21 protein-coding genes and 1 pseudogene are annotated in these 23,662 nt (G+C 53.3%); 16 read left to right on the top strand and 6 right to left on the bottom strand.

All coding sequences use genetic code 11. The features are described 5' to 3' along the window. Nucleotides 1-110: 110 nt before the first annotated feature. A complete protein-coding gene (locus GC56T2_RS15840; protein ID WP_144976518.1) occupies nt 111-1,547 on the top strand; it encodes a glycoside hydrolase family 1 protein in 1,437 nt (478 codons plus the stop codon). Nucleotides 1,548-1,552: 5 nt separating this feature from the next. Here GC56T2_RS15840 and GC56T2_RS15835 read toward each other — a convergent pair whose 3' ends face one another. Continuing rightward, a complete protein-coding gene (locus GC56T2_RS15835) occupies nt 1,553-2,308 on the bottom strand; it encodes a MurR/RpiR family transcriptional regulator (protein ID WP_144976515.1) in 756 nt (251 codons plus the stop codon). A 108-nt stretch (nt 2,309-2,416) separates the two neighbouring features. Here GC56T2_RS15835 and GC56T2_RS15830 point away from each other — a divergent pair, with 108 nt between their 5' ends. From GC56T2_RS15830 to GC56T2_RS15780, 13 genes and pseudogenes are all read left to right on the top strand, one after another. Continuing rightward, complete coding sequence (locus tag GC56T2_RS15830) at nt 2,417-3,760, top strand: 6-phospho-beta-glucosidase (protein WP_144976513.1); 1,344 nt, start codon at nt 2,417-2,419, stop codon at nt 3,758-3,760. Nucleotides 3,761-3,974: 214 nt separating this feature from the next. Then, complete coding sequence (locus tag GC56T2_RS15825; protein WP_144976511.1) at nt 3,975-4,865, top strand: Rpn family recombination-promoting nuclease/putative transposase; 891 nt, start codon at nt 3,975-3,977, stop codon at nt 4,863-4,865. A gap of 279 nt (nt 4,866-5,144) precedes the next feature. Beyond that, nucleotides 5,145-6,158, top strand: a complete 1,014-nt coding sequence (locus GC56T2_RS15820) for a sugar-binding protein (protein WP_144976509.1) — start codon at nt 5,145-5,147, stop codon at nt 6,156-6,158. 230 nt (nt 6,159-6,388) lie between these two features. Continuing rightward, nucleotides 6,389-7,858, top strand: a complete 1,470-nt coding sequence (locus GC56T2_RS15815) for a sensor histidine kinase (protein WP_144976507.1) — start codon at nt 6,389-6,391, stop codon at nt 7,856-7,858. Continuing rightward, a complete protein-coding gene (locus GC56T2_RS15810) occupies nt 7,836-9,377 on the top strand; it encodes a helix-turn-helix domain-containing protein (RefSeq protein ID WP_144976505.1) in 1,542 nt (513 codons plus the stop codon). Before GC56T2_RS15815 ends, GC56T2_RS15810 begins: the two co-directional genes overlap by 23 nt. A gap of 374 nt (nt 9,378-9,751) precedes the next feature. Then, nucleotides 9,752-11,047, top strand: coding sequence for an ABC transporter substrate-binding protein (locus GC56T2_RS15805; protein WP_031406836.1), 1,296 nt, complete (start codon nt 9,752-9,754; stop codon nt 11,045-11,047). A 61-nt stretch (nt 11,048-11,108) separates the two neighbouring features. Next, the gene (locus tag GC56T2_RS15800; protein WP_031406838.1) at nt 11,109-12,080 is read left to right on the top strand and encodes a carbohydrate ABC transporter permease; all 972 of its coding nucleotides are present in this window, start codon (nt 11,109-11,111) and stop codon (nt 12,078-12,080) included. Continuing rightward, nucleotides 12,080-12,901, top strand: coding sequence for a carbohydrate ABC transporter permease (locus GC56T2_RS15795; RefSeq protein ID WP_144976502.1), 822 nt, complete (start codon nt 12,080-12,082; stop codon nt 12,899-12,901). The genes GC56T2_RS15800 and GC56T2_RS15795 overlap by 1 nt, the downstream gene beginning before the upstream one ends. Before the next feature lie 476 nt (nt 12,902-13,377). Continuing rightward, on the top strand, nt 13,378-14,268 hold the full coding sequence (locus GC56T2_RS15790; RefSeq protein ID WP_144976500.1) for an ROK family protein: 891 nt from the start codon (nt 13,378-13,380) through the stop codon (nt 14,266-14,268). Between the two features lie 172 nt (nt 14,269-14,440). Next, nucleotides 14,441-14,581, top strand: coding sequence for a hypothetical protein (locus tag GC56T2_RS17900; RefSeq protein WP_033018377.1), 141 nt, complete (start codon nt 14,441-14,443; stop codon nt 14,579-14,581). After that, nucleotides 14,574-15,497, top strand: a complete 924-nt coding sequence (locus GC56T2_RS15785; RefSeq protein ID WP_144976498.1) for a TetR/AcrR family transcriptional regulator — start codon at nt 14,574-14,576, stop codon at nt 15,495-15,497. The genes GC56T2_RS17900 and GC56T2_RS15785 overlap by 8 nt, the downstream gene beginning before the upstream one ends. Beyond that, nucleotides 15,482-15,613 (top strand): hypothetical protein, encoded by a 132-nt coding sequence (locus GC56T2_RS18225; RefSeq protein WP_255516111.1) that lies wholly within the window; start codon nt 15,482-15,484, stop codon nt 15,611-15,613. Before GC56T2_RS15785 ends, GC56T2_RS18225 begins: the two co-directional genes overlap by 16 nt. Further along, a pseudogene (locus GC56T2_RS15780) lies at nt 15,552-16,025 on the top strand (MFS transporter); the annotation flags it as partial. The gene GC56T2_RS18225 and the pseudogene GC56T2_RS15780, both read left to right, overlap by 62 nt. A gap of 236 nt (nt 16,026-16,261) precedes the next feature. Here GC56T2_RS15780 and GC56T2_RS15775 read toward each other — a convergent pair. The 5 genes from GC56T2_RS15775 to GC56T2_RS15755 all read right to left on the bottom strand — a co-directional run bounded on the left by GC56T2_RS15775 (nt 16,262) and on the right by GC56T2_RS15755 (nt 20,840). Next, nucleotides 16,262-16,621: a DUF779 domain-containing protein gene (locus GC56T2_RS15775; RefSeq protein WP_033842977.1), complete on the bottom strand. Its 360-nt coding sequence runs from the start codon at nt 16,619-16,621 to the stop codon at nt 16,262-16,264. A 205-nt stretch (nt 16,622-16,826) separates the two neighbouring features. Then, a complete protein-coding gene (locus GC56T2_RS15770; protein ID WP_144976496.1) occupies nt 16,827-17,891 on the bottom strand; it encodes a TolB family protein in 1,065 nt (354 codons plus the stop codon). Between the two features lie 238 nt (nt 17,892-18,129). Next, nucleotides 18,130-19,650: an aldehyde dehydrogenase gene (adh, locus tag GC56T2_RS15765; protein ID WP_144976494.1), complete on the bottom strand. Its 1,521-nt coding sequence runs from the start codon at nt 19,648-19,650 to the stop codon at nt 18,130-18,132. Nucleotides 19,651-20,004: 354 nt separating this feature from the next. Next, the gene (locus tag GC56T2_RS15760) at nt 20,005-20,235 is read right to left on the bottom strand and encodes a hypothetical protein (RefSeq protein ID WP_144976492.1); all 231 of its coding nucleotides are present in this window, start codon (nt 20,233-20,235) and stop codon (nt 20,005-20,007) included. Between the two features lie 44 nt (nt 20,236-20,279). Next, nucleotides 20,280-20,840 (bottom strand): hypothetical protein, encoded by a 561-nt coding sequence (locus tag GC56T2_RS15755; RefSeq protein WP_144977416.1) that lies wholly within the window; start codon nt 20,838-20,840, stop codon nt 20,280-20,282. A gap of 309 nt (nt 20,841-21,149) precedes the next feature. Here GC56T2_RS15755 and GC56T2_RS15750 point away from each other — a divergent pair, with 309 nt between their 5' ends. Together GC56T2_RS15750 and GC56T2_RS15745 are read left to right on the top strand one after the other, a co-directional pair. Next, a complete protein-coding gene (locus GC56T2_RS15750) occupies nt 21,150-21,584 on the top strand; it encodes a DUF1284 domain-containing protein (protein ID WP_033018390.1) in 435 nt (144 codons plus the stop codon). Nucleotides 21,585-22,083: 499 nt separating this feature from the next. After that, on the top strand, nt 22,084-23,460 hold the full coding sequence (locus tag GC56T2_RS15745; protein WP_144976490.1) for an aspartate kinase: 1,377 nt from the start codon (nt 22,084-22,086) through the stop codon (nt 23,458-23,460). The last annotated feature ends 202 nt before the right edge of the window (nt 23,461-23,662 follow it).

Here is a 23,662-nt window from a genome sequence, read left to right as displayed (position 1 = left end):
GTCTCGTTACAAAAAGCCGCCGCTCCCTTTACTTTTTGCATGAAACGCGGTTTATTGGTGATAGAATGGTTCCATTGACGAGGGTTGCTGAGAGAAAGGAGACGATATGAATGGAGCATCGCTATCTTAAACCGTTTCCGCCTAGATTTTTATGGGGTGCGGCATCAGCTGCGTATCAAGTCGAAGGGGCGTGGAACGAAGATGGAAAAGGATTATCGGTATGGGATGTGTTTGCCAAACAACCAGGCCGAACGTTTAAGGGGACCAACGGCGACGTCGCTGTCGATCATTATCATCGCTATAAAGAAGATGTAGCGTTGATGGCGGAAATGGGGTTAAAGGCGTATCGGTTTTCGGTGTCATGGAGCCGCGTGTTTCCAGATGGAAACGGGGCCGTCAATGAAAAAGGGCTCGATTTTTACGACCGCTTGATTGAGGAGCTGCGAAACTATGGGATCGAGCCGATTGTGACGTTATACCATTGGGACGTGCCGCAAGCCTTGATGGATGCGTATGGGGCATGGGAATCGCGGCGCATCATCGACGATTTTGACCGGTATGCGGTGACATTGTTTCAACGGTTTGGCGACCGGGTCAAATATTGGGTGACACTCAATGAACAAAACATTTTCATTTCTTTGGGCTACCGGCTTGGCTTGCATCCGCCGGGCGTAAAGGACATGAAACGCATGTATGAGGCAAACCATATCGCCAATTTGGCGAATGCAAGGGTAATTCAATCGTTCCGTCATTACGTCCCTGACGGAAAAATTGGGCCGAGCTTTGCCTACTCGCCCATGTATCCGTACGACAGCCGCCCGGAAAATGTACTCGCTTTTGAAAACGCGGAGGAATTCCAAAACCATTGGTGGATGGATGTGTATGCGTGGGGAATGTACCCGCAGGCGGCTTGGAACTATCTTGAATCGCAAGGGCTCGAGCCGACGGTGGCACCGGGCGATTGGGAGCTGCTCCAAGCGGCGAAACCAGATTTTATGGGAGTAAACTATTACCAAACGACGACTGTTGAGCATAATCCGCCAGATGGCGTCGGTGAAGGTGTGATGAATACGACGGGAAAAAAAGGAACATCCACTTCGAGCGGCATTCCAGGACTGTTTAAAACTGTGCGCAATCCGTACGTCGATACGACGAACTGGGATTGGGCGATTGACCCGGTTGGCTTGCGGATTGGCCTCCGCCGCATTGCCAATCGTTACCGGCTGCCGATTTTGATTACAGAAAACGGCTTAGGTGAGTTCGATACGCTGGAAGCAGGCGATATCGTGAACGACGATTATCGCATCGACTACTTGCGCCGCCATGTGCAAGAAATTCAACGCGCCATCACGGATGGGGTGGACGTGCTCGGTTACTGTGCTTGGTCGTTTACCGATTTGCTCAGCTGGCTGAACGGCTACCAAAAGCGGTACGGATTTGTGTACGTCAACCGTGACGATGAATCGGAAAAAGATTTGCGCCGCATCAAAAAGAAAAGCTTCTATTGGTATCAGCGTGTGATTGCGACGAACGGTGCCGAGCTGTAGCTTTGTCACCGCCCACTTGGCTTGCGGTCAGCCTGCGCCGGCAGCAACCGATACATTTCCTTCGCGAGCCGCTCCAGCAAATAAATCACCGGGAGCTGGGTTGTGACATCTGTCTGTCCGATCCGCTCCGCGGTGGCGTAATAGGTCAAGTTATAGTCGGAGATGTTCGCGAGCGAGCAATGTTTCCGGTTGGTGATGCTGATGATCGTGCTTCCTTTTTCTTTCAAGCGGTGCACTTGGGCGAGCGTGTGCGGCGTTTCGCCGGACACCGACAAGGCGATCACGGCGCAGTTGTTGAAATAATGGCCGTAAATCGGGAAAAACGGATCCTTGATGTAGACGGAAAACTTTTGAAAGGCAGAAAAGTAGCGCGAGCCGTATTCGGCCAAAATGCCGGAGCTGCCGGAACCGACAAAAATGACTTGATCCGCTTGGGCGATCACGGTGGCAGCGGCAAAAATCGCTCGCTCGTAGTCGGCCGTCAGCGTCCGCTCGAAAAACTCCCGCAATGCCTCTTGGCTGCTGATGATTGACGTTCGTTCGTTTTCCCGCAAGTATAGCTTCCATTTCGTTTTAAACTCGCTGAACCCGTCGCAGCCGACTTTCTTGCAAAAGCGGAGCACGGTCGGCGGCGAGACATGGACGGCCTCAGCGAGCTCGCGGATGCGCATGTACGCGACTTCATGCGGATGTTTCATCACGTAATCGTAAATGGCATAATCCAACTCGGAAAACCGGGCGATTTGTTCAGGGGTAAACATGCCTACACCTCGCTTTTCAGAACAGGACGCGTGAGACCGGGCGATGGTCAACGGTTGCGTCATCTATTCATTATATCACGTCTAACACGGTGAAGGGGGAAGACGAGCATGGATAAACGATTGAAAATTGCGACCATTGGCGGCGGGTCGAGCTACACGCCGGAATTGGTCGAAGGGTTGATCAAGCGCTATCATGAATTGCCAGTCGGGGAATTGTGGCTTGTCGATATTCCGGAAGGCAAAGAAAAACTCGAAATCGTCGGCGCACTGGCCAAACGGATGGTCGAAAAAGCCGGCGTGCCGATCGAGATTCATTTGACACTCGACCGTCGCCGGGCTTTGGAAGGTGCAGACTTTGTCACGACGCAGTTTCGTGTCGGCGGCCTAGAGGCGCGGGCGAAAGACGAGCGCATCCCGCTCAAATACGGGGTGATCGGCCAGGAGACAAACGGGCCGGGTGGATTGTTTAAGGGATTGCGGACGATTCCGGTCATTTTGGACATCATTCGCGATATGGAAGAGCTTTGCCCCGATGCGTGGCTGATCAACTTCACAAACCCGGCCGGGATGGTGACGGAAGCCGTCTTGCGCTACACGAAACAGGAAAAAGTCGTCGGCTTGTGCAACGTGCCGATCGGCATGCGCATGGGCGTTGCCAAGCTGCTTGGCGTTGACGCCAACCGCGTGCACATCGATTTCGCCGGACTGAACCATATGGTGTTTGGCTTGCATGTTTATCTTGACGGCGTCGAGGTGACCGACAAGGTGATTGATCTCGTCGCCCATCCAGACCGCTCCGGTGTGACGATGAAAAACATCGTTGACCTTGGCTGGGAGCCGGACTTTTTGAAAGGGTTAAACGTATTGCCGTGCCCGTACCACCGGTATTACTACCAAACAGACAAAATGTTCGCTGAGGAGCTGGAGGCGGCGAAAACGAAAGGGACGCGCGCCGAAGTCGTCCAGCAGCTCGAAAAAGAACTGTTTGAGCTGTACAAAGATCCGAACTTGGCCATCAAGCCGCCGCAGCTCGAGAAACGGGGCGGGGCGTACTACAGCGACGCTGCTTGCAGCCTGATCAGCTCCATTTACAACGACAAGCGCGACATTCAGCCGGTCAACACGAGAAACAACGGCGCCATTGCCAGCATTCCGCCGGAATCGGCCGTTGAGGTCAACTGCGTCATTACAAAAGACGGGCCGAAACCGATCGCTGTCGGCGACTTGCCGGTCGCCGTGCGCGGCCTCGTCCAGCAAATCAAGTCGTTCGAGCGCGTCGCTGCCGAGGCCGCGGTCACTGGCGACTACCAAACCGCGCTCGTCGCCATGACGATCAACCCGCTTGTCCCGTCTGACACCATCGCCAAACAAATGTTGGACGAAATGCTGGAAGCGCATAAAGAATATTTGCCGCAGTTTTTCAAACAGACCAAAGCAGCGGCCGGGAGCTAAACGGCCGCTTCGAAAACGATAGACAAAGCCGCCCGCCGTTGGCGGCTTTGTCATTTCATTGTGAAAAGCTGCACAATACAAGGGCTTTCTTCCCATTCACGTTCCCCTTATTTTAGACCAAAATCAATGCTTTTCACCAGCCTTTTCGGCAGGATTTTGCCCAAGGCGCGGCGAAGAAAATAAAGGAAGTTCAAATATCACAAGGAGGGAGACCGTGTCCGAAACGCGAATCGACCATGACCGGCTGTTCAAGGAGCTGTTGTCGACGTTTTTTGAAGAGTTTTTGCTTCTGTTTTTCCCGCACGTATATGAACAAGTCGACTTCCGCCACGTCACCTTTTTGTCGGAAGAGGTGTTTACGGATGTGGCAGCTGGCGAAAAGCACCGTGTGGATCTATTGGTGGAAACGAAGTTGAAGGGGGAAGACGGGCTGATCATCATCCATATTGAGCACCAAAGCTATACGCAGCCGGCGTTTCCCGAGCGTATGTTCCTTTATGTCAGTCGTTTGTTTCAAAAATACCGCCGCCGTATTCTACCCATTGCCATCTTCAGCTATGACGCCATCCGCGATGAACCGTCCTCGTTCACCATCCAGTTTCCGTTCCTAACCGTTGTTGATTTCCGTTTTCTGACCGTTGAACTGCGCAAATTGCCATGGCGCGAGTACATTCGCCGCGACAACCCGGTCGCCGCCGCTCTGTTAAGCAAAATGGGGTATAATGAAAGTGAAAGAGTGGTTGTGAAAAAAGAATTTTTGCGCATGCTCGTCCGCTTGGAGCTTGACGAAGCGAAACAGCGGCTGTTGTTTGGCTTTTTTGAGACGTATTTGCGGTTGTCCGAACAAGAGGAACTCGAATTGCGAAACGAGGTGAACGAAATGGAAACGAAGGAAGCGAAAAAAGTGATGGGTCTCATCGTGTCGTACGAGCAACGGGGGATGGAAAAGGGGATTGAAAAAGGAATGGAAAAAGGGATGGAAAAAGGAATCGAAAAAGGCAAGATGGACGTTGCGAAACGGATGCTAGAGAAAGGATATGACGTGCCAACGATTTGTGAGTTGACCGGACTGCCAGTAGAAGCGGTGGAAAAGTTGAAAGAGTAAAAAGCGGAGGGGACGCCGTTCCAATGTAGTCAATCTGTTTTTTCACTCATTCTCCCATTGATGAAGGGAATCAGTGGTTTTTCATGGGCCTTCTAGGAGGCCGGTGATTTAATGCAAAATACTGCTGATTCCACCCATTTCTCAATTAGAGAAACCTCGTAGAATCAACTTTCTTTTCTGAATGAAAATACCGCCGATTCGTGTGTGACAGCGGTTTTTCACGGACCTTTTAGGCTAGCGCCCTGACGTTCGTGTACAATGGCGGTAGGAGGGATCAAGATGCGCGATTGGTGGAAACGGCTGTTTTACGGAGGCGGCATCGCCGCGCTGCTTGCAAGCGCTTCCTTCACCGCCTATTGCGCTTGGAACATGTATGCGTATCCGAAATCAGAGAAGGAACGGGTTCCGGAAACAACGAAAGAGGCCTATCATTTCGTGCTTGTGCCGGAGGAACTCGATAATGATTACTGGCGGCTCGTGGAAAAAGGAGCGAAAGCGGCGGCGAAAGAACTGGGGGTTGACCTCGAGTATATCGGCCCGCGGCAGGCGAATATTGATGAGCATTTGCGCATTTTGAAAAAAGCCGCGGCAGCGAAAGTCGATGGGATCATCACCCAAGGGTTGACGGAAGCGGAATTTGTCCCAGTGATTAACGAAATCACGGACAAAAATATTCCTGTGGTGACGATCGATACGGATGCCCCGACGAGCCGACGTGTCGCCTATGTGGGAACGGATAATTATTATGCCGGTTTTCTTGCGGGACGAGCGTTAGCTGAGGATACGAAGGGCAAGGCGACGGTCGCGATTATTACCGGCAGCTTGACGGCGGCGCACCAACAGCTGCGAGTGCGCGGATTTGAGGATGCGGTGAGACAGGAAAAAGGCATCCGCATCGTTGCCGTCGAAGAGTCGCACATTACGCGTGTGCAAGCCGCGGAAAAGGCGTATACGATTTTGAAAAAGCACCCGGATGTGAATGCGTTTTACGGCACGAGCGCGCTCGATGCGATTGGCGTTGCCAAGGTGGTCGAGCAGTTTCATCGGGAGCAAAAGACGTATATTATCGGTTTTGATACGCTTCCTGAGACGATCCGCTATTTGCAAAAAGGAACGATTGCGGCGACCGTCGTGCAGGAGCCGTATGAAATGGGATACAAGGCTGTCCAACTGATGGCCGAGATCGTCGCCGGGAAAGACGTGCCGGCGGTGACGAATACGGAGACGAAAGTCATTCGGAAAAAAGACTTGCCGCTGCGCCCGGCGTGCAATTATGAGGTCAACACGCCATGAAGGTGCCTGCCAAGCCTCCGTTGGAAGAAGGCGGAAAGCGGAGAACGGTTGGCGAACGCCGCCAAAGCATGAGAGATGACCGGCCTTGACGTTCGACCACGTTCGGCTGGAAGTTTCCAGCGTCCCAGTCTCAGAACGTTGGGTGATCTACTTGACGTTCGCCACGTTCGGCTGGAAGCGGCAGGACGATGCAGGCGACAAAGCGCCGGTGACAGCGGGGTGGAATTCAGATGAACATTCGGACGAAGATGCTGCTTTGCTTTACCGTCTTTTTGCTTTTGCTGAACGGAGCGGTGTTTCTTTTGTATGAGACGAGCGAAGAGATGATGAGCGATTATGATCAACGGATGCGCCGATTGTTGTTGCTCAATGAGGTGTCGCAACGGGCAAACCGAATGATGGAACAGCTCAATGCGTACGTCTCGGAAAAAGAAGGACGGTATGCACGCGCTTATGAGCGGGAGTTCCGCTGGCTGCAGCAACGCCGCCGGCAGCTCGGCGCCATCTTGCCGGTGCTGTCCGACCGGTTGGCGGCGGAAAACTATGAACATATGATTGAAAGTTTGCTGGAGGAGGCGGCGCTGACCGTCTATCATTTTCAAGCCGGAAATATTGGCTTGTACTCGTCTCACTTGCATGAAACGATGAACATTGCGTCCTTTTTGCAAGAGGAAACGTTAAACTTGATTGACGATGAGCTGACGGCCTACCAACGGCGGTACGATGAAGTGGAGCGGCGCAACCGCTATTTCCGCTATATGGGAATGGGATTGTTTGTCACGACGTTGTTGCTTGGTGCCTTGCTGGCGGTGTTCTTTTCCGGCCACTTAACGAAGCCGATCATTCTTCTCTCGCGCGCTGCCCGATCCATCGCTGATGGGCGGCTGGACGGGCCGGATATTGAGCCGATGACCAACGATGAGCTGCGGCTGTTGACGATCACGTTTAATGACATGCGCCGCAATTTAAAGCAGCTGATAGCGGAGATGAAACAAAAGGCGGAGCTCGACCGGCTGGTGAAGGAGCTGGAACTCAAAAGCTTGCAAAGCCAAATCAATCCGCATTTTTTATTCAATACGCTGAACACGGTGGCGAAAATGGCGTACTTGGAGGACGCCCAGCAAACGTCGCGGCTGATTGAAGCGGTGGCGGCCATTTTGCGCTACAACTTGGGCGATTTGCAGCGGACGGTGACGCTTGCCGATGAGGTGCGCATCGCCCGAGAATATTTTTTCATCCAGCAGACGCGGTTTTTTGATCGGATCAAGTTTTCGTTAGAGGCGGAGCCATCTTGCCTCGATCAACCGATTCCGCCGCTCACGTTGCAGCCGCTGATTGAAAATGCGTTCATCCATGGCATTGAGACGTACGAGCAGGGAGCCGAGCTGTCCGTGTCCGTTTTCGCCGAAAACGGGCGGGTCGTTGTGGAAGTGCGCGACAATGGCGTTGGCATGGATGAGCAGGTGAAAGCGGAGCTTGATGCGTTGATCCGCGGCGAAGAACCGCCGGCGCGCCGTGAGCAAGGGCGCGGCCATTCGACCGGCATCGGCTTGCGCAATGTCATTCGCCGGCTGCAGCTGTTTTACGGAGTGATGGATGTAGCCGAAATCGAATCTGCGCCAAGAAAAGGAACGACGGTGCGGTTATGGCTGCCAAGATGGCAAGGGGGGATGAACGGTGAAAGTGGCGATCGTCGATGACGAGGCGTTGGAGCGAAGAGCGCTTTGCAAAATGATCAACGACCACCTTCCGGATGTCGAGGTGGTCGCCGAGGGCGCCAACGGGCGCGAGGCCATTGACATTGCCAAGCAATATTGTCCAGATGTGATGCTCATCGACATCAAAATGCCCGGTCTTGATGGACTGCAAGCGATTGAGGTCATTCGCCGGGAAGGTCTCGATATTGAGTTCATCATTGTGTCGGCGTTTGATTTGTTTGACTATGCCAAACAAGCGATGCGCTTTGGCGTCAAGGAGTATGTATTGAAACCGAGCCGGAAGGAAGAGATTCTTTCCGCGTTGGAACGGGTCAGCCAAGAAATCGCCGTCAAGCGGCAGCACGAGGAACGAAACCGCCAATTGCACGAGCAAATTCGCCGGCTTCAGACATTTGTGGAAAATGAATGGCTGTCCGTCCTCATGACGGAAGACGTCTCAGCGGAAGAATGGGAGCGGTGGAAGGAACTGCTGCCGTTTTCGCTGGCCGTCGGCATGTTTATCGTCCTTCAGTTTCCCGATCCAGCGAAAAGTGACGAATGGAAATCATGGGCGAGCGAACAGCTCGAGGAACAGGCGCCAGCGCGTTATTTGATCGGACGGATGGCAAGCGGACGTTTGCCGGTCTTGTTTTTCCAAAGTCCGGACGATGCGGAGTTGGCGTGGAAGTCGGCTATTCAAACGTTGGCCCTTGATTTGACACGGCGGTTTTCCTCCCGGTACGGCGCCGCGCTCTATATCGGACTCGGCTCCCCGGTTTCGCGGTTGGATCAACTTCGTTCGTCATACTATGAGGCGCTGTCGGCCGCCCGCTATTACGCGGAACAGCAAAAAGCGCAAGTCGGGTTTCCGTCCGCCGAGGCGATGCGTGTCGGCCGGGTGGCGGAACGGGATCAGCAGCTGTTTGAGGCATTGCGTCTTGGCGACATCGAGCAAGCGCGGTTCGTGTGTCGGACCTATATCGATGAACTGACTTCCTCCTGCCCACTGCCGTCCGCCGCGCGCAAGGCGGAGGAGACGTTCATATGGATGGGGCGCCTGTTGGCGGAACTTGGGATTCGCTATGGGCGGATCGTTTCGTTTGCTTCTTGCCGATCGGCGGCACAATTGAAGCGAGCGGCGCTTGATGAACTGGACCGCATCGCCGCTGATCTCGAGGTTTGGCGCCAGCAGCATGCCCACGGCAAACTGGGGAAGGCGAAAGAGTACATTGACCGCCATTATGCCGAGCCGCTCACGCTCGAAGAAGTGGCGGAACAAGCCGGGATGAGCCCGTACTACTTCAGCAAACTGTTCAAAGAGCAGTTTGGCATCACGTTTATCGATTATGTGACGAACGTGCGCATCGAACGGGCGAAAGAAGCGCTCGCTCGCACGGACCTCAGCCTAAAAGAAATTTGTTTTTCGATCGGCTACAACGACCCGAACTATTTCAGCCGCGTCTTTAAAAAGCAAACCGGCTTATCGCCGAGCGAATACCGGAAAAAAGTACAGGCGCGCTGACCAAGGGAGTGCGGTCTTCACAACAAGGAAGGCAGCGACACGGGCAAGTCCCGCAAACGAAGCGGGCTGCCCCACCATTTTTTCGATGTCTGAACTATGAACCAGCTGGCAGCCCACAACCGGACCGAATGACTGCTCCCTTCTTCCGGCGTCCGAACCGAAGCCCGCCCCCTGATGGGGAGCCGGGCTTTTTTCGCGCTATTAGGGCAAAACGGCCACCCGAGAGCTTTCGTTTGCCCGACAGCAGAACGGAAAACAAAAAAGTGAAGAAAAACGCAAAAAAGTGAAGAAATCAAGCCGCCGATTGATGAGCGATGCATAGTACACTCAGTATTGAAAGGGGTTTCAAAAAACAGATGCAAAGGGGGAGGAACATGAGAAAGAAAGCATCCGCATGGCTGGCGTTGGCGCTTGGCGTCGGAGTGGCGCTGTCCGGCTGCAGCTCGAACTCTTCTTCGTCCGATGACGCCAAACAAGGCAGCCAAAAAGCGGGAGAGAAACTCGAGATTTTCAGCTGGTGGACCGGAGCCGGTGAGGAAGACGGTCTAAAAGCGCTCATCAAACTGTTCCAAGAAAAATATCCGGATATTCAAGTCGAAAACGCCGCGGTGGCCGGCGGGGCGGGAACGAACGCCAAAGCGGTTCTAGCGAGCCGCATGCAAGGAAACGATCCGCCATCGACGTTCCAAGTGCACGGCGGGGCAGAACTCAATGAAGGCTGGGTGGCCGCCGGCAAAATGGAGCCGCTCAACGATTTATATGAAAAAGAAGGCTGGATGGACAAATTCCCGAAAGCGTTGATTGACATGGTGAGCAAAGACGGCAACATTTACTCGGTGCCGGTCAACATTCATCGCGGCAATGTGCTGTGGTACAACAAGAAAATCTTTGCCGACAATGGGCTTCAGCCGCCGAAAACGTTCGACGAGTTTTTCCAAGTGGCCGACAAGCTGAAAGCAAAAGGCATTACGCCGCTCGCCTTGGGCGACAAAGAGCCGTGGGCAGCGACGCACCTGTTTGAAAATGTGCTGCTTGGCACGCTCGGAACGGAAAACTACAAGAAACTTTGGACGGGAGAATTGTCGTTTAACGATCCGCAAGTGAAACAAGCCGTTGAGACGTTTAAGAAAATGCTTGGCTATATTAACGAAGACCATAGTTCGCGCAACTGGCAAGACGCCGCTCAGCTCGTCGCCGAAGGAAAGGCGGCCATGTACGTGATGGGCGACTGGGTGAAGGGCTACTTTGTCAACGATTTGAAATTGAAAGTGAATCAAGACTTCGGCTATGTGCCGGTGCCGAATACGGAAGGAAAGTTTATGGTCATCACCGATACGTTCGGCCTGCCGAAAGGCGTGAAAAATCCGGACGATGTGAAGAAGTTTTTAGCGGTGCTTGGTTCGGTCGAAGGGCAAGATGCGTTTAATCCGCTGAAAGGCTCCATCCCGGCCCGCATTGACGCCGATCCGTCCAAGTACGATGAATACGGCAAGCAAACGATGCAAGACTTCAAGACAGCGGAGCTGGCGCCGAGCTTAGCGCACGGTTCGGCAGCGCCGGAAGGGTTTGTCACGAAGGTGAATCAGGCCGTCAACATTTTCGTGACGCAAAAAGATGTGAAGACGTTCATCGACACGTTGGCATCGGCCGCCGCAGAACTGAAGAAGTAATCGGGAAAAGGGGACGGGAGCCATTCTCTTCCCCTTTTCGTCATCATGAGGAGGGATCGTAGTGGAAACGGTCAACATCACGCCAGCCGAGAAGACAGCATATGTCCCCTCGGTGCGGAAAAAGCGGAAATGGACGGCCGACCATTGGCTGGCAGCGGCGTTTTTGGCGCCGTCGGTCGTATTGATTTTCTTATTTGTGTACGGGTTTATCGGCTGGACGGGGTATGTGTCGTTAAGCAACTGGAACTCCCTTGTGCCGGATTGGTCGTTTGCCGGGTTGAAAAACTATTTGTATTTGTTTCATGATTTCCGCTTTCAAGCCGACTTGCGCAATACGCTTGTGTTTACGGTGCTGTTTATCGCCGCCGTCATTGTGCTCGGCCAACTGCTTGCCATTTTGCTTGACCAAAAGCTGCGCGGCGAGTCGTTGTTTCGCAACATTTTCTTTTTCCCGATGGCCTTGTCCTTTGTCGTCACCGGGGTCGTATGGCAGTGGCTGTTCAATCCGTCAACGGGCGTCAACTTGTTTTTAAAACCACTTGGCTTGGATGGAAAATGGTATACGGATACGAACATCTTGTTCGGATTTCATTGGGGCAAGATTGAATTTGGCATCCCGGTCGCCATCATTGCGGTGGTCGTGGCGGCTGTTTGGCAAATGACTGGCTTTGCCGTCGCGATGTATCTCGCCGGCCTGCGCGCCATTCCGGATGAGGTGCGGGAAGCGGCGCGGATGGACGGGGCGACCGAGTTTCAATTGTATTGGAAAATCATCTTGCCGCTCCTCCGGCCGATCACGGTCAGCGTCATCATCATTATGGCTCATATTTCGCTCAAAATTTTCGATTTGATTTACGCCATGACCGGGCCGGGGGCGAACTTTGTCACCGATGTGCCGGGCGTGTACATGTTTGAAACGACGTTCCGCGGCAACTATTATGCGAACGGAGCGGCGATCGCCATGGTGATGCTGCTATCGGTGGCCATCTTTATTGTTCCGTACCTCATCTCGAGCCGCAAGGGGGGATCGTGATGGCGAGATCCGTATGGGCCCGGCCGTTTTTGTATGCGCTGGCCGTTGCCATGAGCGTGTTTTTCCTCATGCCGGTGTATGTCATGGTCATCACGAGCTTGAAGCCGCTTGATGAAGTGACATTGGCCGATATGTGGGAGCTCCCGTCGACCATCGATTGGAGCAGCTACGCCACAGCGTTTGACAAACTCGCCCCAAACTTTTGGAATTCGCTGCTGCTCGTCGTGCCGGCGACGTTGTTATCCGCGCTGCTGGGGGCGCTCAACGGCTACGTGCTTTCGAAATGGAAGTTTAAAGGAGCGGATACGCTTTTTACGCTTATTTTGTTCGGAATGTTCATTCCGTATCAAAGCATTCTCATCCCGCTAATCCAATTTTTGCGCGAAATCGGGCTGTACAACACGATTCCGGGACTTGTGTTCGTTCATGTCGTCTACGGCATTCCGATCACCACGCTGATGTTTCGGAATTTCTACGCCGCGATTCCCGATGAAATGATTGAGTCGGCGAAAATCGACGGCGCTGGGTTTGTCCGCATTTTTCGTTATATTATGCTCCCCTTGTCCATCACTGGATTTGTCGTCGTGGCGATCTGGCAGTTTACAAACATTTGGAACGAGTTTTTGTTCGCCGTGACGATCACGACATCGGACAAACAGCCGATCATGGTCGCCTTGCAAAACTTATCCGGCAGCCAAATCGTGCAATGGAACGTGCAAATGGCGGGAGCCCTGTTGGCAGCGCTGCCGACCTTGCTTGTGTACATCTTTCTTGGCAAATATTTTGTCCGTGGGCTGTTGGCTGGTTCGGTGAAGGGGTGAACGGGCGAAAAACGGAAAACGTCTCCGTCGAGGGTGTCCGAAAAAGGCTAGGACACCCTCTATCGTTTGCTATATATACGGCTCACTGCTTCTGACGCACGATATGTTGTGCCTATCTCGAAGTCAGACAACCTTTTGGTCAGTCCCTTCTCACGAAATCACTATCTAGAGGGCCAAAACGGCTGCCACGAGCAAATCAGCAGCATTTCACCAAAAAAGAACGCTGATTTTACCGGTATTTTCCAATTGCGAAACAGACGGAATCGCAGGATGTGGTACGAAATCACCTCCCCTCCAGGTTCGCGGCCGCACGCTTTACAATTCGGGCGAACCGTTGATACGATAAAGAAAGGCACCGTCGGTGATCCTTCCGTGGGCGAGTGGAACCGACGAAGGTGGTAGAATGAACATAGAAAAAGAGAGTAGCTGCCGTCAAAATCGAACATCAACACTACGAGAAGGAAAGGGAAATCGGTATGATTCTAGGAGCCATTGAAGCCGGAGGCACGAAATTTGTCTGTGCCCTCGGCGATGAACAAGGGAACATCCGTGAACGGGCGGTGTTTCCGACGACGACGCCGGACGAGACGATGGGGCGCGTCATCGACTTTTTCCGTCCGCACAACGTTGAGGCGATCGGCATCGGGTCGTTCGGCCCGGTCGATTTGCGTCCGGACAGTCCAACGTACGGGCACATAACGAGTACGCCAAAACAGGCGTGGGCGAATTTCAACTTTGTCGGCACGCTAAAACAAGCGTTCCCGGTGCCGATCGGTTTTGACACGGATGTCAACGCTGCGGCGCTTGGCGAACAGCGCTGGGGGGCGGCGCAAGGGCTTGACAGTTGCCTGTATATGACGGTCGGGACGGGCATTGGTGTCGGCGCCGTCGTGGAAGGGCGCCTGCTTCACGGCCTGCTTCATCCGGAAATGGGCCATATGTTCGTCCGCCGCCATCCGGATGACGCGTTTGCCGGCATTTGCCCGTATCATGGCGACTGTTTGGAAGGCATGGCGTCCGGCCCAGCGATTGAGCGGCGTTGGGGGAAAAAGGGGGCGGAGCTGGCCGACCGGAAGGAGGTCTGGGAGCTCGAGGCGTTTTATCTCGCCCAAGCCATCGCCAACTATGTGCTGATCCTATCTCCCAAGAAGGTCATTGTTGGCGGTGGGGTGATGAAACAGCTGTCCATCTTGCCGTTGGTGCGCCAGCGTGTACAGGAGCTATTGAACGGTTATGTGCAGCATGAGGCGGTGTTGGAGAACATAGGGGAATATATCGTATCTCCGGGGTTAGGTGACAACGCCGGTGTGGCCGGGGCGTTGGCGCTCGCCGCGGAGCAAGCAATGAGGGGCGGTCGGCGTCCGTGAGACGCTCGACCGCTGTCATTTTGCCGCTATTCATCATATGACTACCCATTCAAACAACATCTGTTTATCTTTGACTGATCGGTCAAAGAAGTTTGGTAAAATGTTTGCATAAAACGATAACGATCGTTTATAATAACATTGACTATTCGGTCAAAGGGTGGAGGCGAGAACGATGACGGATGTGCGAAAGTTGGTGGAGTGGCTGCGGCGGCGCGGCGTGCGCGCTAGCTTGGTGAAACCGAGGATCGCCTTGCGGTCGGATCGTTCCTGGCTGACGGCAGGCAAGCAGGGGATGAGCCGCTGCCATGGATGAACGGCGCACGCAATTTATTGAAATGGCGATGAAATTGTTTGCCGAAAAAGGCTACCATGCGACGTCGATTCAGGACTTGGTGGATGCCTGGGGCATTTCCAAAGGGGCGTTTTACCACCATTTTGCCTCGAAGGAAGACTTGCTCTTGGCGGTGCTTCGCCACTACAGCGAAAAAATGGTGGCTGAGCTGACAGCGGACGATGGGGAAGGGACGGAAAAAGAACGATGGATTCGCCAGCTGTCGGCCCACTTTTCCCATATTCATGAGTATAAAGATTTTTTGCGCATGATCATGTCGGAACAGCTGCCGAAAGTAAATCCGGAAGTCGAGCGTTATATGTTCCGCCAGCACGGGCGTCTTTTTTGGTGGTATTGCACCCGCTTAGAGGACGTCTACGGCGAGGCGGTTCGTCCGTACGTGTATGATGTGGCCATGATGATCAACGGCATTGTCCGGCAATATTTGTTTTATTGTTTTTTTCACGAGGAGGCGTTGAACGCGGACGAGATCGCCCGCTTCCTCGCGCGCCGCTTCGATGCGATTGTCGCCAGCTTTGCGGCTGATGAGCCGCCGCTGCTCACGAAAGAATCGCTCGCGCCGTGGGTGGAGCTCGAAGAACGGGAGCGACAACGGCAGCGCGAGCGGCTCGCTTCAGCGTTTTCCGCTGCCCGCGAGGCGGCGCGGGAGCTTCGCTCGAAACAGGCGCGGGAGGTGCTTGAGGCGATCGCGGCGTTGGAGGAGGAGCTGCTTGGCCGCGATGGGTCGCCAAGAGCGTATTTGGTGGAGGCGTTGCGGTTGTATTTGCGGCAACACGCGGCTCCTCCGCTCGCCGACGCTTTGGCGGCGCTCAACGACGAAATTCAAGCGTATCAACAATCGGAGCGATGGGAGAGGGAAACATGGAGAAAGCATTGACGGCGCCGGTCGGTACGATCCGGCATCGTTCGCTGTTGATTACCGGACTGATTCGCTACCGTGCTGATCGCCATGGGATTAAGCAAATACAAAGTCGAAGGGCCGGTCAAATTTGACGTCGCAGGGATGACGACCTTGACAGTCGGAGTTGTCAGTCTATTGCTCGGATTAACGTTTGGCGGCGACCGCTATCCGTGGGGGTCTTGGCAAATCATTTCCTTGTTTGCTTTGGCGGCGGCTGGTTTTGTCTTGTTTGCTTTGGCGGAAAAGCGGGCCGCGGAGCCGATCATCCCGCTTTGGTTGTTCCGCAATCGGGCGTTTACGCTTCTCAATGGCATCGGCTTTTTCATGAGCATCGGTATGTTTGGCGCCATTATGTTCGTGCCGTTTTTTATGCAAGGCATCATCGGGGTGAGCGCCACCCAGTCGGGAACGATCATGACGCCGATGATGATCACGATGATCATCAGCAGTGTCATCGGCGGCCGGCTTGCTGTTAGTGTTCGGCTTGAAACGGATTGTCTTGTCTGATCGGGCAGAGGCGATGAAGCAGGCAAGAGAGACGGAGTAAAGAAAAGGACATGGCGGACCGCGCCTCATTTGGTCAGGTGGCGGGCCGCCATTTTTTTGCTGCGACGAACAAACCGCTCCGAAGCGGATAAAGCATCTGGGAACGGGGGCGAATGGGAGCTTCCGTGTTTTTTATTGGCCAAGCGATTCATGCGGCGCACATGGCGGCCTCACAGCAGCATCCCGCAGGGCGGCTACGGCGCGCCTGCATCCGCGCCCTGTCCGAAGACGCGTGAGCGGGTGAGAAAGCGAACCCCTTCCGGACCTTCAAGCGAAAACATGCCGCCGCGCCCGGGAACAACATCGATAATCAGTTGAGTATGCTTCCAATATTCGTATTGCGCTTTGGCGATGTAAAACGGGCAGCCGCCGATTTCGCCAAGCAATACGTCGGAATCGCCGACGATCAACTCGCCGAGCGGGTAGCACATCGGCGAACTGCCGTCGCAGCACCCGCCCGATTGATGGAACATGAGCGGTCCGTATTTCGCTTTCAGCTTGTCGATTAATGCCAACGCCGCTTCCGTTGCGATCACTTTCGGCTCTTCCATCATCTCTCTCCTCCTTTGCCCAGTAAGTTCTTTCCGAATGGAATGCCCCCGCTGTTTGCCTGAGGTCGATGCCCTCAACAAACAAAAGAAAGGGAAACAAGCACGCCCCTCATTCGCAGCGGATGACGTCCCGGACGTTCGCTTGGCGTCGCGTTCTTGAGCCGGATCCTTCGCCTGGCGCTTGGCCGGGAGACTGTCTTTTCCATTCTCATGGCCATTTCACAATATTCAACCAGCGCCGGTCCCGCTTTGTATCTTCCTGCTCCACGATTAAATGATCCTGTTGATCAAAATAAAGCAGTCTAGGATAACGATCAAGAGAAACCTTTACCGCCTTCCATTTCCCGTTTCGCCGCTCATACACCGATACAGCTCCGCGATCATCCAGAAAGGCAAGCTTCCCGTTAGAAACATCAAAATATTGAATGATTCCATGAGAAACAGGGAAACGAGAAAAACGTTTCGTTTTAAGATCAAAATATCCAAATGTCTGCTGATCCGGGTATTCCAAATCTTCTAAATGGATAGCATAAATCAAACCATTATCGTATTCTGCATAAGCGGGGAACGGAGCAGGCGATTCATATGAAGCGCTCCTACCGGTGCGAATGTCGTAAACATAATAATATCCCTTGCCATCGTGCGAATCGGTCCATATTACTTTTCCGTTCCGGAGCGAAACAAATTCATTATATAACCCTTGGGAAACAAGGCGGCCAATGGTTTTTCCTTGTTTTGTTGGTAAATGGAATAGCTTCACTTGCCCAAACTGAGAACCTTTTTCCGTCCATGCTACATAATCTCCGTCTAACACAGGGTTAAACACTGTTGGTGGGGAGGAGTTGGACCGAGCCACTAAAAATGTAGAACCTGTCTTGCGATCCATGACCCAGATGGTCGATTCGGCCCCAAACGATGTAGAATCCTCCCAAACAACCCAACGATTATTCGCTTGAACCCACTGCACCATCGCTTCCTCATGAGCCGATTGAAACAACATTCGTTGCTTTTTGGTTTTCACATTGACAGCCAGCAATTCATTCACCGATGCCCGGTTCGTTTGATCGGCATTGACAGCAATAAACAGTTCGTTTCCAACCAAGGAAGCATGCGTCCAATTGGGCGCCGAAACATTCCACTTCATCACCGTAAGTGGATTGTTGTCATGATGTTCGTTCTCATCGGCGTGATACGCCCGAAGTTCACATCCATTACACAAAAAGGAAAATATGACGAAAAGAAAACAAACGAAGCTTTTTTTCATCCGCTCCATCTCCCCTTTCAGTCTCCTATGAAAAGAGGGTGTTGACCCAAAAGGTTATCTGCCTTCAAGATAAGCACAACATATCGTGCGGCACGCGTGTATATAGCAACGAAAAAGGGGATCCCGATCCTTTTGGGACACCCTCTCATCAAAACGGGTGGCTGCTTCGCCTCGATTGCGACAAAGGCGAGGAAGAGTGGTTTGGGCGCTTGCCCCACTGGAAACAGGGAAAGTGGAGCGCTGGCTGTTAGAACAAGCCGAGCTTTTTCGGCGAATAGCTGACGAGCAAGTTTTTCGTTTGTTGATAATGGTCGAGCATCATTTTGTGCGTTTCGCGCCCGATGCCGGACATTTTGTAGCCGCCGAACGCCGCGTGAGCCGGGTAGACGTGGTAGCAGTTCGTCCACACGCGACCGGCTTGGATGCCGCGGCCGAACCGGTACGCGGTGTTGATGTCGCGCGTCCAGACGCCGGCGCCGAGGCCGTACAGCGTCTCATTGGCGATGGCGAGCGCTTCGTCGTTGTCTTTGAATGTCGTGACGGCCAACACCGGCCCGAAAATTTCTTCTTGGAAAATGCGCATTTTGTTATGTCCTTTGAAAATCGTCGGCTTGACATAATATCCGCCGGCGAGTTCCCCTTCCAGCATGTTCCGTTCGCCGCCGATCAAAAGTTCAGCGCCTTCTTGTTTGCCGATGTCGATGTACGACAAAATTTTCTCAAGCTGTTCAGAGGAGGCTTGCGCGCCGATCATCGTTTCCGTATCGAGCGGATTGCCTTGCTTGATTTGTTTGACGCGCTCAAGCGCCCGTTCCATAAACGCATCGTAAATCGATTCATGGATGAGGGCGCGCGACGGGCATGTGCACACTTCGCCTTGGTTTAAGGCGAACATCGTCAACCCTTCGAGCGCTTTATCGAGAAACTCGTCATCTTTGTCCATCACATCGGGGAAGAAAATGTTTGGTGACTTGCCGCCAAGTTCAAGCGTGACCGGTACGATGTTTTGCGAGGCGTACTGCATGATGAGCCGTCCGGTCGTCGTTTCGCCGGTGAACGCCACTTTCGCCACGCGCGGATTCGAGGCGAGCGGCTTGCCGGCTTCCAAGCCAAAGCCGTTCACAACGTTGACGACGCCAGGTGGAAGCAAATCTTCGATGAGTTCGATGAGGACGAGAATCGACGTCGGCGTTTGCTCCGCCGGTTTCAACACGACGCAGTTGCCAGCAGCGAGCGCTGGCGCGAGTTTCCAAGCCGCCATTAAAATTGGGAAGTTCCACGGGATGATTTGTCCGACAACGCCGAGCGGCTCTTTGAAATGATAGGCGACCGTATCGTGGTCGATTTCCGAAATCGTTCCTTCTTGGGTGCGAATGCAGCTGGCGAAATAGCGGAAATGGTCAATGGCGAGCGGAATGTCAGCTGCGAGCGTCTCGCGGATCGGCTTGCCGTTTTCCCACGTTTCCGCGACCGCGAGCATTTCCAAGTTTTCTTCCATCCGATCGGCGATTTTGTTCAGCAAACGGGCGCGCTCGGCAGGTGAAGTGCGCCCCCACGCCTCTTTTGCCGCATGGGCGGCGTCAAGCGCCAGTTCGATGTCCGCCGCTTTTGAGCGCGGCACTTCGCAATACGGCTGCCCGGTGATTGGCGTAATGTTTTCAAAATACTCGCCGTCCACCGGCGGCACCCATTTGCCGCCAATAAAGTTTTCGTAGCGCTTTTTAAATGTGACAAGCGCGCCTGGCTGACCGGGTTGTGCGTAGATCATCCCCCGACTCCTCCTTTGTTTTTTTTGTACCCGCTTTCAATGGTAGGAATATTTAAAAAATTCCTTCCGATGATTAGATTAGCATGGCTGGACAATATTGTCAAACAGAAAAACGGACGTGTCGTCGAGAACGATAGGGCAGAGGTAGGGCGCCTGGCGTGATTTTCCTAGGAGGCCGGTGATTAAAGGGGGCAAGCCGCTTATCAAGCCCTTTTCTCAAATCGAAAAGCCTTGTCGCATCAGGATCGCCTTTCAAGCGTTCCCCCATTGCTCAAGAGAAACAACCGTTTTTCACCAGCCATCTAGAGGAGCGGCGATTTCGTACAAAATACGGCTATTCCATCTGTTTCTCAGTTAGAGAAGCCTTGCGAAATCAGCCTTCTTTTTTGGTGAAATGCCGCTGATTTGCTCGTGGAAGCCGTTTTCCACCAAGCCATCGAGGAAGCTGATGAAAAACCGCTGCTGCCCTTTATCAATGGGGGAACGCGTAAAAAGCAGAACCGTGCCACAAGGTGTTTCGAATTGAAAAATGACATTGTAAAGCCGTGTCCTCGATTCAATTACCAGCTCTATAGGTCTTCTCATGTCGCGCTTCTCGCCACCGGGAGACAATTGTTCGCCAGCAGCGGTTAATCGACCTCGAGCCCTTCAAGCAAGCGGCTGGCGTAGACGCTGCAAAGGTGATGAAACACTTCGAGCAGCTCGTTCGGATCAGCGGCGAAAAAGGCGCTCGCTTCTCGTTCGTTTTCTTCACGAACGAATTGAAATAAAAAATCGGTGGCGATGCGGTTAAACAACAAGAGCGCGCTGTAAGAGCGCTCCAGTTGGCGTTTTCGCTCTGTTTCATCGGCGATTTCGGCAAACGCCCGTCCATAGCGGGCGACCAGTTCTGGCAATCGGCGGTGGATCACACGCTGGGCGTCGGTCAGCATGGCTTCCATCGTGGTTGGTGATAAAAATGTCCGTTCTCGCAGCATGTAACCCCAAATTTGCTTCAACGCGTGGGCGGACTCGCCGGCAAACGCAATATGGTCAAGCAAATTCGCGCTGTAGCGCTCGTTGTCGGCAGCCTGAATGCGAAGTTGCATAATCACTTCGAGCACATCAGAATGAATTTTTTCCTTCCGCCATTCTTTCGTCAGATCATGAAGCAAGATGGAAAGTAAGCGGGCCGCTTCCTCTTTTGTCATCGTCCGCCAGTCCTTTCGCGACAAAGTTCTTCTCCTTTTTCATTTTACAAACTTGCGACTGTAAAAGTCTACTGCTGGCGACAGATGCATGAGACGGGCCATACGGGCGATGGAGTTGGGAAACATAGCGGCAGAGCGTTACGATGTTCCATTGCCGAGTGAGGAACGTTGACGTATGATAAGATTAGGAACAAACGGATAGGGGCTGCGTCTGGAAGGTCGATGGAAAACGATAGTTCCTTACCGATGAACTTGGAGATTAAAAGAGCGAGTTCGGTCCAACGTTTATTACAGGAGAGGGGAGAGACGATGAAACCGTTGCGTTTGCGCGGTCACCATTTGCTTTGTGTGCACGGATTTCGCGGCATGGGCTACAGCCCATCGTTTGTCGAAAAAATGTCGGAGATCGTCGCCCGTATTCGGGATGAAACCGATGATTTTCCGATTGAAGTCGTTGCGGCGCTCGACGAGGCGTGCCTCGTCTGCCCACATCACGGGGAAACGACATGCGAAGCAGGTCCAGATTCTGACGCTCATGTCCGTTCGCTCGATGGCAATGTCATTCGCCACTTAGGTTTACAACCGGGCAGCGTGTACTGGAAGTCCGAACTGATTCAGCGGACGGCGGAGCGGGTCAAGCCGGATGATTTGGATGAATTATGCCGCGGCTGCTCGTGGCTGCCATACGGCGTCTGTAAAGAAGGGATCGCTAACGTCCGCCGCGGCAATGTGGCGCAAACGTGAGGCCCTAGGGGGTCGGTGATTGAATCGTGTATACCGATTCTTGGCATCATTTCTCAAATAGAAAAGTCTTGCAACACCGCACACTTTTATTTATCGACCAAAGGAAACTAATGTTTTTCACCCGCCTCCTAGGAGGCTGGTGATTTAACGGGGTATACAGCTTTCCAATGTCATTTCTCAATTAGAAAAACCTTGTTGTATCGGGCCTGCTTTTCAATCATTCTTCCATTGATGAAGGGAATCAGCGGTTTTTCACCAGCCTTCTAGAGGTTTTCGAAAAACAGGAAGGCCGATGAAAAGACGTTGAGCCATCGCCCGTTGAATCAAGGCGGGGCCTGTTTCATCGCCGGTTTTCCGCCATCGCCCCAGCGGTTGGAAGGAGGGTCATGGTGACGAGGAGGCGTTCGCGGAAATTTCTAAAAAATGAATAGTTCCATGGGCGGAAAAATGTGATATGATAAACAATTATAAAGACTTTCGACAGAAAGGGTCATGCACGATGAAGGTAGCCAAATTCGGTGGAAGTTCGGTGGCGAGCGCCGCCCAATTCCGCAAAGTGGCCGATATTGTCAGCTCGGATATTGAACGGCGGATCGTCGTCGTGTCGGCGCCCGGGAAACGGTATAAGGACGATGTAAAGGTCACCGATCTGCTCATCCGTCTAGCGGAACAAGTGATGGCCGGCGAACCATACGGGCAGACGGTCGAGGCCATCGTAAAGCGGTATGCGGACATCGTCAACGAGCTTGAGCTTGAGGCCGGCCATTTTTTGGGCGAGCTCAACGATGATTTGCAATCGAAAATCAGCGCCTATCGCCATGAACCGCCTCGTTTGCTCGATGCCATGAAGGCGAGCGGCGAAGATCACAATGCCCGCCTTATGGCCCTTTACTTGCAAGATCGCGGACTCGAGGCGAGCTATGTTAGCCCGCTCGAGGCGGGCATCATCGTCACCGATGAGCCAGGCAATGCCCAAGTGCTTCCGGAGTCATATAACAAACTCAAACAATTGCGCGACCGGCGTGGGGTATTGGTGATCCCTGGGTTCTTCGGCTATTCGCCATCCGGCCATATCGTCACGTTTCCGCGCGGCGGGTCAGACATCACCGGTTCGATCGTAGCGGCTGGTGTCCAAGCAGACGTGTACGAAAACTTTACAGACGTTGATTCGATTTACTGTGTCAATCCATCGATTGTGGCGGACGCGCGCAAGTTGAAAGAAATTACGTACCGCGAAATGCGCGAGCTGTCGTATTCCGGCTTTTCCGTCTTCCATGATGAGGCGCTTGAACCGGTCTACCGCGCCGGCATCCCCGTTTGTGTGAAAAACACGAACAACCCCGCCGCGCCGGGCACATGGATCGTCGCCAAGCGCAACCATATCGATGAACCGGTCGCCGGGATCGCGAGTGATACCGGTTTTTGCAGCATCAACATCAGCAAATATTTAATGAACCGCGAAATCGGTTTTGGCCGGCGCGTGCTGCAAATTTTGGAAGACGAAGGCATCTCCTACGAGCATACGCCGTCAGGTATTGACAACATGTCGATCATTTTGCGCGCCGATCAGCTGGCTGAAGGAAAAGAAGAGCGCATTCTCGCCCGCATCCGCGAGGAGCTGGCCGTCGACGAAGTGACGGTCGAGCACGGCCTGGCGCTTATTATGGTCGTTGGCGAAGGGATGGAAAAAACGATCGGGATGGCGGCGAAAGCGACGACGGCGCTTGCGAAGGCGAACATCAACTTAGAGATGATCAACCAAGGATCGTCCGAGGTCAGCATGATGTTCGGCGTCAAGGAAGAGGTCGTCAACGAGGCGGTGCGAGCCTTGTATCATGCGTACTTTCGGGAGTTGACCGTCACTCAACCTTCATAGATGCACCGCCTTTTTTGGCGGGTGTTGGTCACGGGCGAATCCGGCTCTCCGCATGCCCCACGATGCTCAATGGGATGGTCTGTGTGGAGTTTTCATAGAACTTTTGACGCTACCTTTGGTTCTTGCCCTTTAGGAGCGGTGATTTCGTACAATCGGTTTCTCAGTTCGAACAGCCTGACGGAATCAGCCTACTTTTTGGCGA

It is taken from the genome of Geobacillus sp. C56-T2, from assembly GCF_007829715.1.
Taxonomy (GTDB): Bacteria; Bacillota; Bacilli; order Bacillales; family Anoxybacillaceae; genus Geobacillus; species Geobacillus icigianus.
The sequence above is the reverse complement of the archived record's forward strand: the minus strand, read 5'-3'. Positions and strand labels throughout refer to the sequence as shown.